The sequence below is a fragment of the Paraburkholderia steynii genome, from assembly GCF_900100565.1.
Classification (GTDB): Bacteria; Pseudomonadota; Gammaproteobacteria; order Burkholderiales; family Burkholderiaceae; genus Paraburkholderia; species Paraburkholderia terrae.
Genome location: NZ_FNDI01000004.1, coordinates 266,393 through 278,862 on the forward strand (window position 1 = coordinate 266,393; position 12,470 = coordinate 278,862).

Annotated in this window: 12 protein-coding genes and 1 tRNA gene; 9 read left to right on the forward strand and 4 right to left on the reverse strand. The window is 60.8% G+C overall.

All coding sequences use genetic code 11. The annotated features are described in order from the left end of the window. Positions 1 to 218: 218 nt before the first annotated feature. The 3 genes from ahpC (at position 219) to BLT65_RS10035 (ending at position 3,983) form a co-directional block, all read left to right on the forward strand. On the forward strand, positions 219 to 782 hold the full coding sequence (ahpC, locus tag BLT65_RS10025; RefSeq protein ID WP_007737185.1) for an alkyl hydroperoxide reductase subunit C: 564 nt from the start codon (positions 219 to 221) through the stop codon (positions 780 to 782). 195 nt (positions 783 to 977) lie between these two features. After that, entirely contained in the window at positions 978 to 2,570 is a 1,593-nt protein-coding gene (ahpF, locus tag BLT65_RS10030; protein ID WP_091777400.1) for an alkyl hydroperoxide reductase subunit F, read from the forward strand. A gap of 270 nt (positions 2,571 to 2,840) precedes the next feature. Continuing rightward, positions 2,841 to 3,983 carry a branched-chain amino acid ABC transporter substrate-binding protein gene (locus tag BLT65_RS10035; RefSeq protein WP_244186481.1) on the forward strand — a complete coding sequence of 381 codons (1,143 nt, stop codon included), beginning with the start codon at positions 2,841 to 2,843 and terminating at the stop codon, positions 3,981 to 3,983. A 22-nt stretch (positions 3,984 to 4,005) separates the two neighbouring features. Here BLT65_RS10035 and BLT65_RS46405 read toward each other — a convergent pair whose 3' ends face one another. The 3 genes from BLT65_RS46405 to BLT65_RS10045 all read right to left on the reverse strand — a co-directional run bounded on the left by BLT65_RS46405 (position 4,006) and on the right by BLT65_RS10045 (position 5,591). After that, positions 4,006 to 4,398, reverse strand: a complete 393-nt coding sequence (locus BLT65_RS46405; protein ID WP_143036501.1) for a hypothetical protein — start codon at positions 4,396 to 4,398, stop codon at positions 4,006 to 4,008. Beyond that, a complete protein-coding gene (locus BLT65_RS10040) occupies positions 4,395 to 4,820 on the reverse strand; it encodes a septal ring lytic transglycosylase RlpA family protein (protein ID WP_425273114.1) in 426 nt (141 codons plus the stop codon). Before BLT65_RS10040 ends, BLT65_RS46405 begins: the two co-directional genes overlap by 4 nt. A gap of 270 nt (positions 4,821 to 5,090) precedes the next feature. After that, a complete protein-coding gene (locus tag BLT65_RS10045; RefSeq protein WP_091777404.1) occupies positions 5,091 to 5,591 on the reverse strand; it encodes an OmpA family protein in 501 nt (166 codons plus the stop codon). Positions 5,592 to 5,891: 300 nt separating this feature from the next. Between BLT65_RS10045 and BLT65_RS10050 the strand changes: the two genes are divergently transcribed. The 5 genes from BLT65_RS10050 (at position 5,892) to cyoD (ending at position 10,446) form a co-directional block, all read left to right on the forward strand. Further along, positions 5,892 to 6,281, forward strand: a complete 390-nt coding sequence (locus BLT65_RS10050; RefSeq protein ID WP_091777406.1) for a DUF3597 domain-containing protein — start codon at positions 5,892 to 5,894, stop codon at positions 6,279 to 6,281. A gap of 293 nt (positions 6,282 to 6,574) precedes the next feature. Further along, entirely contained in the window at positions 6,575 to 7,474 is a 900-nt protein-coding gene (cyoA, locus tag BLT65_RS10055; protein WP_091777408.1) for a ubiquinol oxidase subunit II, read from the forward strand. A gap of 3 nt (positions 7,475 to 7,477) precedes the next feature. Continuing rightward, positions 7,478 to 9,490 carry a cytochrome o ubiquinol oxidase subunit I gene (gene cyoB, locus BLT65_RS10060; protein WP_091777410.1) on the forward strand — a complete coding sequence of 671 codons (2,013 nt, stop codon included), beginning with the start codon at positions 7,478 to 7,480 and terminating at the stop codon, positions 9,488 to 9,490. Next, complete coding sequence (gene cyoC / locus BLT65_RS10065; protein WP_244186472.1) at positions 9,490 to 10,104, forward strand: cytochrome o ubiquinol oxidase subunit III; 615 nt, start codon at positions 9,490 to 9,492, stop codon at positions 10,102 to 10,104. The genes cyoB and cyoC overlap by 1 nt, the downstream gene beginning before the upstream one ends. Beyond that, a complete protein-coding gene (cyoD, locus tag BLT65_RS10070) occupies positions 10,105 to 10,446 on the forward strand; it encodes a cytochrome o ubiquinol oxidase subunit IV (protein ID WP_091777412.1) in 342 nt (113 codons plus the stop codon). Between the two features lie 160 nt (positions 10,447 to 10,606). Here cyoD and BLT65_RS10075 read toward each other — a convergent pair. Next, positions 10,607 to 10,683, reverse strand: a tRNA-Val gene (locus BLT65_RS10075). Between the two features lie 192 nt (positions 10,684 to 10,875). Between BLT65_RS10075 and BLT65_RS10080 the strand changes: the two genes are divergently transcribed. Beyond that, positions 10,876 to 12,234 carry a TAXI family TRAP transporter solute-binding subunit gene (locus BLT65_RS10080; RefSeq protein ID WP_091777414.1) on the forward strand — a complete coding sequence of 453 codons (1,359 nt, stop codon included), beginning with the start codon at positions 10,876 to 10,878 and terminating at the stop codon, positions 12,232 to 12,234. Positions 12,235 to 12,470 lie beyond the last annotated feature (236 nt).

Below are 12,470 nucleotides of genomic sequence, written 5' to 3' on the forward strand. Positions count from 1 at the left end.
CTGAAAACGCTCGTCCCCGACACTTTTTTCGGCAATTCTACGCGCGCCCGAAACCGCGCGCCCGGGGCGCTTTCCCTTGTCGGGTAGGGGTTTGGGCTTGCCGATAGGAAATTTAAATAGGGTGCATCGCAACAATCAAATTTATCAAATTCTGCGACTTCTTCATAATCCATTCCATCGCAGTACCCAAACCCACTCAACCGAAGAGGACGCATCAGATGCCGATCATCAACAGCCAGGTCAAACCGTTCAAGGCCACCGCATACCACAATGGCGATTTCGTGACCGTCACCGACGAAAGCCTGAAGGGCAAGTGGTCCGTCGTCGTGTTCTACCCGGCCGACTTCACGTTCGTGTGCCCGACCGAATTGGGCGATCTGGCCGACCGTTACGCAGAATTCAAGAAAATCGGCGTCGAAATCTACAGCGTGTCGACGGATACGCACTTCACGCACAAGGCATGGCACGACACGTCGGACACGATCCAAAAGATCAAGTACCCGATGATCGCTGACCCGACGCTGGCAATCTCGCGCAACTTCGACGTTCTGATCGAAGAAGAAGGTCTGGCGCTGCGCGGCACGTTCGTGATCAACCCGGAAGGCGAGATCAAGCTGTGCGAAGTCCACGACAACGGCATCGGCCGTGACGCTGGCGAACTGCTGCGCAAGGTGCAGGCTGCGCAATACATCGCGGCGCACCCGGGTGAAGTTTGCCCCGCCAAGTGGACGCCGGGCGCAGAAACGCTGACGCCGTCGCTGGACCTGATCGGCAAGATCTAAGTTTTACCGGCTCGCTAGAAGCCACACGCTACCCGCTGCAAACCCTGCCTTGAGCGGCGCCGCCTCCCGCGGCGTCGTTGTGAGGCAGTCCGCAAGGTCACAAGCCTTGCGAACTGTCTTACGCGCCACGTTCGTTGTAACGGTTTGGCGCGAATCGAACCTCTCATTCCCATCTCGCCACGGACTCGAAAAACTATGCTCGACGCGAATCTGAAGACCCAACTCAAAGCCTACCTCGAGAAAGTCAGTCGTCCTATCGAGATCGTCGCCTCCGTCGACGACAGCGCGAAGTCGCAGGAAATGCTCGCGCTGCTGAACGACATCGCCACGCTGTCGGAGCGCGTCAGCGTGATCGAGCGCCGCGGCGACGACGAGCGTAAGCCCTCGTTTTCGATCGGTGAGCCGGGTAAGGCTGCGGGCATCCGCTTTGCCGGCATTCCGATGGGTCATGAGTTCACGTCGCTGGTGCTGGCGCTGCTGCAAACGGGCGGCCACCCCATCAAGCTCGACGACGCCGTGATCCAGCAGATCCGCGAACTCGACGGCGACTTCGCGTTCGAGACGTATTTCTCGCTGTCGTGCCAGAACTGCCCGGAAGTCGTGCAGGCGCTCAACATCATGGCGCTGATCAACCCGCGCATCCAGCACGTGGCGATCGACGGCGCGCTGTTCCAGAACGAAGTCGAGTCGCGCCAGATCATGGCCGTGCCGACGATGTTCCTGAACGGCGAAGTGTTCGGCCAGGGCCGCAGCGGCGTGAAGGAAATCCTCGCGAAGCTCGACACCAACGCCGGCGCGCGCGCCGCGAAGGAACTGGAAAAGAAGCCAGTGTTCGACGTGCTGATCGTCGGCGGCGGTCCTGCTGGCGCGGCGGCTGCGATCTACTCGGCGCGCAAGGGCATTGCGACGGGCGTCGTCGCGGAACGCTTCGGCGGCCAGGTGCTCGACACGCTGGCGATCGAAAACTTCGTGTCCGTGCAGGAAACGGAAGGGCCGAAGTTCGCCACGGCGCTCGAGCAGCACGTGAAGAGCTATGAAGTCGACGTGATGGACGTACAGCGCGCCGAAGCGCTGATCCCCGGCAAGATCAACGAAGTGCGCCTCGCGAGCGGCGCGGTGCTGAAGGCGAAGACGATCGTGCTGGCGACGGGCGCGCGCTGGCGCGAGATCAACGTGCCGGGCGAGCGCGAGTACCGCAATCATGGCGTCGCGTACTGCCCGCACTGCGATGGTCCGCTGTTCAAGGGCAAGCGCGTCGCGGTGGTCGGTGGTGGTAACTCGGGTGTCGAAGCGGCGATCGATCTGGCGGGTCTCGTTAGCCACGTGACGTTGATCGAATTCGGCGCAACGCTGCGCGCTGACGAAGTGCTGCAACGCAAGCTGCGCAGCCTCGCGAACGTGACGGTCATCACCCAGGCACAGACGACGGAAATCACGGGCGACGGCAAGAAGGTCAACGGTCTGACCTACACGGACCGTGCATCGAACGAGTCGAAGCATGTCGAACTCGAAGGCGTGTTCGTGCAGATCGGTCTGGTACCGAACACCGAGTGGCTGAAGGGCACGGTCGAGCTGTCGAAGCACGGCGAGATCGTCGTCGACGCGAAGGGCGCGACGTCGGTGCCGGGTGTGTTCGCCGCCGGCGACGTGACGACGGTGCCGTTCAAGCAGATCGTGATCGCCGTGGGCGAGGGCGCGAAGGCATCGCTGGCCGCGTTCGATCATCTGATCCGTTCGAGCGTCGAAGATCTGGAAGACGCGCAGGCAGCGGAACTGGCTGAGGCCTGATCGACGGGTTTTGTGTTCGCTGTAAAAGCAAACGGGCTAGCTTCGGCTAGCCCGTTTGTCGTTGTGCGGCCTCCCATCAGTTCTTGAGTTGTCTGCTTGACCAATCTTTACAGTCCCAGCTTTTCCCTTGTGCTACCGTTTTTGAGTATCTGTTCGGAATGCGAATCGAACGACGGTAGCTTGAAAATTCAAACAATCATGGAGGAGAAAGCTGTGAACAATCTGGTAAAACTGACCGTGGTCGGCATCTCGCTGACCAGCCTGACGCTGATGGGTTGCGACAAGAAAGAGCCCCCATCGCACGAGGCCGCACAAGGCAACGGCGGTGCAGCCGAGCAGGTGGTGACGATCGGCCACGCGGGGCCGCTCACGGGCGGCAGCAGCCATCTCGGCAAGGACAACGAGAACGGCGCGCGGCTCGCTGTCGAGGAAATCAACAAGACGGGGCTCGTGATCGCAGGACAGAAGGTACGTCTCGAACTCGACGGCGAAGACGACGCGGCCGATCCGAAGACGGGCACGCAGATCGCGCAGAAGTTCGTCGATGAACATGTCGTTGCGGTGATTGGCCACCTGAACTCGGGCGTGTCGATTCCCGCGTCGCGCATCTATAACGACGCGAACATCGCGGAGATTTCGCCGTCGTCGACCAATCCCGACTATACGAAGCAGGGCTACAAAAGCGCGTATCGCGTGGTCGCGACGGATGCGCAGCAAGGGCCCGCGCTCGGCGATTACGCGCTGAAGTCGTTGAACGCGAAGACCATTGCCGTCGTCGACGATGCAACGGCGTACGGCAAAGGCCTCGCCGACGAGTTCGCGAAGGCGGCGCAGGCGGGCGGCGGGCGCGTCGTCGCGCGCGAGGCCACAACCGACAAGTCCACCGACTTCCGCGCCATTCTCACCACCATCAAGAGCGCGCATCCGGATGTCATCATGTTCGGTGGAATGGATTCGACGGTCGGTCCGTTCATTCGTCAGGCGGCGGCGCTTGGTTTGAGTGCGAAAGTTCTGAGCGGCGACGGCGCATGCACGGAAAAGGTGGCGGCGCTTGCGGGCGATGCTGTGAACAATCTCGTTTGTTCCGAAGCGAGTCTCGCGGTATCGCGCATGCCGCAGGGTGCCGAGTTCGAAAAACGCTTCGAGGCGCGTTTCAACGGTCCGATTCTCTTCAACGCTCCGTTCGCCTACGACGCCGTGTACGTGGTCGTCGATGCAATGAAGCGCGCCAACACCACAGACGCCGCGAAGGTGCTCGCCGCGATGCCCATGTCCGACTACAACGGTGTGATCGGACATATCGCCTTCGACGCACACGGCGACATGAAGGAAGGCGCGATCACCCTATATCACTATCAGGACAGGAAGAAGACGCTGCTGGATGTCGTGAGGTACAGCGGCGGGTCTATTTAAGACCGGGTGTCGGGCGCGGCGTCTATTTCGCGGAGGCCGCGCCTTTGCTCGTCTGCTTACCGTTTGCGTCTTCGCCGCGCTTGCCGATTTGCGATGGGCTGACGCCGCCCAACATCAACTGTTCGTAGGACCAACGGTAAAACACGTCTGGACGACGAGCCGCTTTGGCTTTACGGTGGGTTTTGCGTGGAGCCTTTACGAGCTTCTTGCTGGCTTTGGGCTTTTTGAGGGCCTGCGTCGACGGGCTGCGCGCCGCGTTATCTGATACGAGTGCCTCGGGCTTACGGCGTGCGGCGAACGCATCCGAAGCACACCAGGCGACGATGCACGCGGCAACTGCGACATACCGCGCTACTACACTGATTTTCTTCAGTCTCGCCGCGTGTGCATGAGATATCGCCATCTTGGGGTTCAAGATTCTGATCCACCGGATGCCGTTCGAGTGTCTGCTTGCTGTTCGACGCGTTCTATCCGTACGTCCATCGACGAGGCTCGAGTCAGGCCGAGTGCAGTTGCCGCCGCATAAGACAAATCAATGATGCGTCCCTTGACGAACGGGCCGCGATCGTTGATGCGAACCACCACCGATCTCATAGTGGACTGCGAGGTCACGCGCACATAAGTGCCGAACGGCAGCGAGCGATGCGCAGCCGTCAACGCGTGACCGTTGTAGCGTTCTCCGTTTGCAGTGCGGCGTCCCTCGAACTTGCGCGCATACCATGACGCGTGGCCCGTTTGCAGCGCGGCGCCAGCCGGCTGGAGTGCGATGACTTCAGATTGAACCTTCTCGTTATCCGACACGCTATCCGGTTTGGCGGGCGTGATTGGCGTCGACACGATTCCTGTCGTGCTCGCCGCCTGATGCTCGGACGGAATCTGCGCGCAACCGGCAAATAATCCGAAAATTCCTAGTAATCCAAAAAGACGAACGGTTGACATGACAGACCACGAATCAGCAAGAGAAGCGGGTCTAACGGTCTCAATATTTTCGGGTTGACGGTATGCGACAGTGGTGGCGATGTTTTGACAAATCTTTACGCGCTCGCGAAGCCGATCCGGCGACAGTCAGGCGCCACTGAACGGCGCCTGACTGCGCATGACGAACGGTTACTTGCCCATCACCGCTTCGAGGGATTCGCCCTTCACGATGATCTCCGTACGCCGGTTTCGTGCGCGGCCATCGGGGGTGTCGTTGTCCGCCACGGGGCGATCGAACGCATAGCCGACCAGCGTGATGCGCGACGCGCTGATGCCGCGGCGCTCGAGTTCATCCGCGACCGACTTCGCGCGCGCTTCGGACAACCGCTGGTTGTACTCGCGCGTGCCAACGTTATCCGTATGGCCTTCGACGATCATCGGCTTTTGCGTGCGGCTCAGTACGACGACTACGCGGGCAATCGCAGGGCCTGCGTCAGGACGCAAGCTCGACTCGTTGAAGTTGAACAGGACCTTCTCAGGCAGACGAACCTGCACGCCCTCCTTGGTCTGCGTTACTTCGATCCCGGCTTGCTGGTTCAGCGCTTCTTCCTTGCTGCGATCGAGGCCGCTGCACGCGGCGAGCATCGACAGGGAAAGGGCGCACGCTGCGATGGTCAACAGTTTTTTCATAGTGATGATGGCGTTGTGGGAGAGGTGGGAAGGAAAGTCGCGTCAGACCAGGATTTTTCATCAAACCAAGAGAAAGTTTGATAAGGCATGCAAAGTTTTTCAAAATTTGACACGGAGTTGTCGCGTGGACGCACCGAAGTGCGAACAAACGTGAAACTTGCAGCCGACCACACGCAAAGGTCAAGAGTTCGGATCAAATGGCGTTAGTCGCAAGCAGTGTCGTCGCGAGTCCAGACAACCGGAAGGCGGATGCCGTTGCGCAGTCTCTCGTTATCCACTTGAAAAGGAAGAGCCCACACCATGAGCATCTTTGGAACCATCGTCAGCAAGATTTTCGGCAAGGCCAAGCCAGCTGAGACGCTGCCCGCCGAACCCATCGCGCCGGCGCCTGCGGAAGCGTCGGCGGGCGCGCCTGTCTCGACGGCGCTTGCAGACGTCGATGTCGCGGCCGTGATGGACCAGCTGGCCGCGGCGAACCCGCAAAAGCTCGACTGGCGTCGTTCGATCGTCGATCTGATGAAGCTGCTCGACGTCGACAGCAGCCTGGAGCACCGCAAGCTGCTGGCGGGCGAACTGAAGTACGGCGGCGACACGAACGATTCGGCGTCGATGAACATCTGGCTGCACAAGCAGTTGATGACGGCGCTCGCCGCGAATGGCGGCAAGCTGCCCGAAGGTCTGACGAACTAACCGTCGCTCACGCAGCCGCCCACATCCATTCGATGTTCGGGCGGCTTCTCCCTACCCTCGCGGTGCATCAAACGCGCGCGGGGCGGCACAAGAATAATCAGACGCGCCCGCCACGCTCCGACCGTGTGACATCGCGTCGCACATCCATCACACACCTTAGCGTCGTGTCCTTGATGCGGATCAGGACTTCAAACGCAACGCGTCCCTAGAATCGCGGGGCACATAGGACCTTGTGCGCTTTGCCTTGCAAACCCCACACGTGTTCAGCGTGGTTCAACGATTATTGGGCAAACATGTTAGCCAGAAAAACCTTAAGAGCTTGCCTCTTACCGGTCAGCATCGGTCTGACCGCGTTTCTCACGGGATGTCAACTTGAAGTGCTCGACCCGAAGGGCAGCGTCGGCGTCGCCGAGAAGTCGCTGATCGCGACAGCGACGTGGACGATGTTGCTGGTCGTCGTGCCCGTCATTCTGTTGACGTTGTTTTTTGCGTGGCGCTACCGCGCGTCGAACAAAAGCGCGGTCTACGCGCCGAAGTGGGCGCACTCCACAGCAATCGAAGTGGTCGTGTGGACGATCCCCGCGCTGATCATCCTGTTCCTCGGCATCCTGACGTGGCGAACCACGCACGAACTCGATCCATACAAGCCGCTCGAATCGAACGTGAAGCCGATCGACGTCGAAGTCGTCGCGCTCGACTGGAAGTGGCTGTTCATTTATCCCGATCTCGGCATTGCGTCGGTGAACCAGCTGGCGATGCCTGTCGGCACGCCCGTCAACTTCCACATCACGTCGGATTCGGTGATGAATTCGTTCTTCATCCCGCAACTCGGCACGCAGGTCTACGCGATGGCGGGCATGCAGACGCGCGTGCATCTGATCGCGGATGAACCGGGCGACTACGCGGGCGTATCGGCGAATTTCAGCGGCAAGGGCTTTTCGGACATGAAGTTCCGCACGCTCGCCGTGAGCGCCGCCGATTTCAACGCCTGGGTGCAGAAAGTGAAGGCGTCGCCAGAACGGCTCGATATGGACGGCTACTACGCGGTCGCGAAACCGAGCGAGAAAGACCCGGTGCGCTATTTCTCCGCGGTCGATCCGAAGCTGTTCCGCAACGTCATCGCGAAATACAACAGCGGGCATGTCGTCGATTTCCGTGACGCCAACTGCATCACGAACACTTCGAAGGAGTAACCCATGTTCGGCATTCTTACTTTAGAGGCGATTCCGTTCGATCAGCCGATCATCATGGGCGCGGCCGCCCTGATGGGGCTGATCGTGCTGGCCGTCGTCGTGCTCGTTACGCGCCTGAAAAAATGGCGCTGGCTGTGGACGGAATGGCTCACGTCCGTCGATCACAAGCGCATCGGCGTGATGTATATCGTCGTCGCCGTACTGATGCTGCTACGCGGTTTCGCCGATGCCGTAATGATGCGCCTGCAACTCGCACTCGCGAGCGGCGGCGCTACCGGCTATCTGCCGCCGCATCACTACGACCAGATCTTCACCGCGCACGGCGTCATCATGATCTTCTTCATGGCGATGGCGCTGATGGTGGGTCTCTTCAATATCGTCGTGCCGTTGCAGATCGGCGCGCGCGATGTCGCGTTCCCGTTCCTCAATTCGTTAAGTTTCTGGATGACGGCGATCAGCGCGATCCTGATGAACATCTCGCTAGTGATCGGCGAGTTCGCGCAGGTCGGCTGGCTCGCGTATCCGCCGCTGTCGGAGTTGCAGTTCAGTCCGGGCGTGGGTGTCGATTACTACATCTGGGCGCTGGAGCTGTCCGGCGTCGGCACGCTGATCACGGCGATCAACTTCTTCGTGACGATCATCAAGATGCGCGCACCCGGCATGTCGCTGATGAAGATGCCCGTGTTCACATGGACGGCGCTGTGCTCGAACGTGCTGATCATGGCTACGTTCCCGATCCTGACGGTTGCGCTGGCGCTGCTCGGCCTCGACCGTTACGCCGACATGCACTTCTTCACGAACGAAGCCGGCGGCAACGCCATGCTTTACCTGAACCTGATCTGGGCCTGGGGACACCCCGAGGTCTACATCCTGGTTCTGCCCGCGTTCGGCATCTACTCGGAAGTGATTTCGACGTTCGCCAAGAAGCCGCTGTTCGGCTACAAGACGATGGTCTATGCGTCGTGCGCGATCATGGTGCTGGCGTTCCTCGTGTGGGCGCACCACTTCTTCACGATGGGCTCGGGCGCTGACGTCAACGCGTTCTTCGGCATCGCGACGATGATCATCGCCATCCCGACGGGCGTGAAGATTTTCAACTGGCTGTTCACGATGTATCGAGGCCGCCTCGAATTCACGGCGCCCGTGCTGTGGACGATCGGCTTCATGATCACGTTCACGATCGGCGGCATGACGGGCGTGATGCTCGCGATCCCGGGCGCGGACTTCGTGCTGCATAACTCGCTGTTCCTGGTCGCGCACTTCCACAACACGATTATCGGCGGCGTGGTGTTCGGCTATCTGGCCGGGTTCAGCTACTGGTTCCCGAAGGTGTTCGGCTTCAAGCTCAACGACAAGCTCGGCAAGAGCGCGTTCTGGTGCTGGTTCGTCGGTTTCTTTGTGGCGTTCACCCCGCTGTACGTGCTCGGTTTCATGGGCGCGACGCGTCGTCTGAACCACTACGACAATCCCGCATGGCAGCCGTACATGATCATCGCGGCATGCGGCGTCGCGCTGATCGCGGTCGGCGTCGTGTTCCAGGTCACGCAGGTGGTGGTCAGCATCATCAATCGCAACAAGCCGGAGTATCGCGACGTCACGGGCGATCCGTGGGGCGGCCGCACGCTCGAATGGTCGATCTCGTCGCCGCCGCCCGTCTATAACTTCGCGACGATTCCCGTCGTCGAGGAACTCGATGCTTTCGCGCACATGAAGGAAACGGGCAGGGGCCTCGGCATCCAGGCGGCGTATCAGGATATCCACATGCCTTCGAACACGAGCGCAGGCTTCTTCATCGGCGTGTTCAGCCTTGCGTTTGGTTTCGCGGCTGTGTGGCACATCTGGTGGCTCGCGATCGTCTCGCTGCTGGCGATTGCGGTGACCGTGATCGGCCGCAGCTTCGGTCGCGACGACGGCTATTTCATCCCGTCCGACGTCGTGCGGGCAATCGAAAACAAAGGCCGTACGCCGCTTCCGAAGCATGTGGAAGTGTCGCCGGTGCTCGCGGAGGTCGAGTGATGCTGCAAAAAGTCCATACCGCAACCCTGAACGGGATCGATGGTCACGGCCATCATGGCGAATCGCATTCGGTGTTCGGTTTCTGGCTGTACCTGATGACCGACTGCGTGCTGTTCGCGTCGCTATTCGCGGTGTTCGCCGTGATGGCGCATCAGTTCAACGCCGGGCCGACGGGGAAGGACCTGTTCGACATTCCCGGCGTCGCTGTCGAAACGGCTGCGCTGCTGTTGAGCAGCATCACGTACGGCTTCGCGATGGTCGCCGCGCGCCGGCAGAACACGCGTGCCGTGCTCGGCTGGCTCGCCGTCACGTTCGTGCTTGGCGTCGTGTTCCTGAAGCTCGAACTGGGCGAGTTTTCGCATCTGCTCGCCGAAGGCGCAGGTCCGTCGCGCAGCGCGTTCCTGTCGTCGTTCTTCGTGCTGGTCGGTACGCACGGCCTGCACGTCGCGACGGGGCTGATCTGGATGGCCGTGCTCGCCGTGCAGGTGGCGCGCGCGCCGCAACTGACGCAGCGTGAAATCACGCGGCTGACGTGCCTGAGTCTTTTCTGGCACTTCCTCGATGTCGTGTGGATTTGCGTGTTCACTTTTGTCTATCTCGGGAGCGCGATCTAAATGGCTCACTCGAATTCCCATGCGCTTCATGGCGAAGCAGGGCACGGCGGTATCGGCGGATATGTGGTTGGCTTCGTGCTGGCCGTGGTGTTGACGGCCGCCGCGTTCGGCATCGTGCTGCAAGGCTGGTTGCCGGCTGCATCGGCGCCGTTCGCGCTTGCGGCGCTCGCTGTCGTGCAGATCGTCGTACACCTGGTGTTCTTCCTGCACATGAGCGTGTCGACGTCCGGGCAGCGATGGAACACGCTTGCCCTTGCCTATACGGTGCTGGCCGCGATGTTCCTGGTGTTCGGGACGGTGTGGGTGATGCACAACGTCAGCATGAACATGATGTCGCGCTGAAGCCGTTGCACATGCATCCGGGCGTTGCGCGCCAGCGCGATGCCCGGCGAACGAAGCCGAAGGACAGGTTGGTCCTTCGGTTTTTTTTCGTCGACGCGGAACGCAAAAAAAAGCGGCAAGCATACGATGCTTGCCGCTTCCATTTACTGCGTATATTCGTTGGTAGGCTCGATTGGACTCGAACCAACGACCCCCACCATGTCAAGGTGGTGCTCTAACCAGCTGAGCTACGAGCCTAGCGAAGAGCGCGAATTATAGAGACACACTTTCGATCGCGCAAGTGCCCGGGGCGATTTTGTTGTCGATCACAAAATGGCCCGGGTGACGGGTGCGAAGCAGCGGGTTGGGACGGGCGCGCGCAAGGTGCTCCACAGAGCGGCGCGAGACGGCTACGATGGGCGATGATGCATCTCGGAGGCGAGCCGGGCCATGAAGAAAAATGTTCGTCAGCATTCTCCGCGAGTCGTTCGCGACCACACGCATGCGATGTGGCGCGATCTCGCCGTGTCGTTCATGCCGTTCGTGGTGCTGTTCGCCGTGCTCGCCTGGCTCGTGATATGGCTGGTCGATCCCGCGCCGCCGCGCACGATCACGATCAGCGCCGGTCCGCACGACAGCTCGTTCATGCAGTACGCGCAGGAATATCGAAAGATACTCGGGCGCAATGGCGTGACGCTCAACGTGCTGGAGTCCGATGGCTCCGTGCAGAATCTCGACCGGCTGCTCGACCGGAAGCAGCGGGTGGATGTCGCGCTCGTGCAGGGCGGCGTATCGGCTGGCCGGGATACGACGTCGCTGATGTCGCTCGGCACGGTGTCGTATGTGCCGCTGATCGTCGTGTATCGCGGCAAGGGACTGTCGCAATTGTCGGATCTGGAAGGCAAGCGGGTCGCGATTGGCCGCGAAGGCAGCGGCACGCGGATGCTGTCGCTCGAACTGCTCGGGGCGAACGGCATCCTGCCGGGCGGCGATACGACGCTCCTGCCGCTCGATGGACTCGATGCCGCGAAAGCGCTCGTGAGCAACCAGATCGACGCGGCGCTGCTGAGCGGGGACTCGACCACGCGCGCGATGATCCTGCGCCTGCTGACCATTCCGGGCGTGTCGGTGATGAATTTCAACGAAGCGGATGCCTATACGCGGATCTTTCCTTATCTCGACAATCTCGATCTCCCCATTGGTCTGCTCGATCTGAGGCGCCGCATTCCCCCCGCACCGCTTCATCTGATCAGCCCGACCGTCGAACTGGTGGCGCGCTCGAATCTGCATCCGGCGATATCCGATCTGTTGATCGAAGCCGCACAGGAAGTGAATGGCCCGGCGGGCCTGTTGCAGAAGGCAGGGCAGTTTCCGAATTCCGTCGCGCGCGAATTCCGCATCAGCGAGGACGCGACGCGCTACTACAAGTCGGGCAAGAGCTTTCTGTACCGGACGCTGCCGTTCTGGCTCGCGACGGTTGTCGACCGTTTGCTGGTGTTGCTGCTGCCGATCGCGGTGCTGCTGATTCCCGCGTTGCGGCTGATTCCCGCGCTGTTCACGTGGCGCGTGCGCTCGCGGATTTACCGGTACTACGGCGCGCTGATCGCGATCGAGCGCGACGCGATGCGCAGCTCATCGGACGAAGAGCGCGCGAAGCTGCTTACGGAGCTGGATGGGATCGAGGCGTCGCTGAATACGCTGCGGATGCCGCTTGCTTATGCCGATGGGTTCTATGTGCTGCGCGAGCATGTGCGGTTTGTGCGGGAGCGGCTGGAAGGCGTGCGCGAGCGCGTGCATGCGCGGCAGTAGCGGGATGTGCTGCATGAGGGCGTCGCGGGGAAAAGTCGTGATGCGTCAGTGGGATAAGGCGCGAGTCCGGGTGTTGTCCACAGGGTTGTGAACAAAAACTGTGGATAACGTCGAGGCCGTGTATTGAGCGATAGCCGATGCATCGCTTGTAATCTGAGTCGCATCAATGAGTTGCGCGAGTCTTGCGCAGGATACTCACAGGCTTATGAACGGAAACTGTGGACAACCTCGCGGCG